The sequence below is a fragment of the Gemmiger formicilis genome, from assembly GCF_016901605.1.
GTDB lineage: Bacteria > Bacillota > Clostridia > Oscillospirales > Ruminococcaceae > Gemmiger > Gemmiger formicilis_B.
Window position 1 is genome coordinate 1 of record NZ_JACJKP010000651.1, and the last position, 254, is coordinate 254.

The 254-nt window shown below is 51.2% G+C and carries 1 pseudogene; it reads left to right on the forward strand.

The window, feature by feature from the left end:
- Nucleotides 1-5 precede the first annotated feature (5 nt).
- Nucleotides 6-254, forward strand: a pseudogene (locus H6B10_RS16315) (stage IV sporulation protein A); the annotation flags it as partial.

Genomic DNA, 254 nt, shown 5'->3' on the forward strand with positions numbered 1-254 from the left:
GTTCCGTGGCTGATCTTCCCAGAGAAAACTATTGCGAGGCGGAACAGCGGATTGTGGAGGAACTGGACGCGATCGGCAAACCCTATATTATTTTACTCAACTGTGCTGAACCGGAGTCGGACGCTGCCCAGCAGTTAGCTGCGCAAATGGCCGATCGTTATAATCACGCAGTGTTCCCGATCAATTGCGTTGCCATGACCGCAGAAACATTGGATCGACTGTTGCAAAACCTGTTGTACGAATTCCCGGTTCAG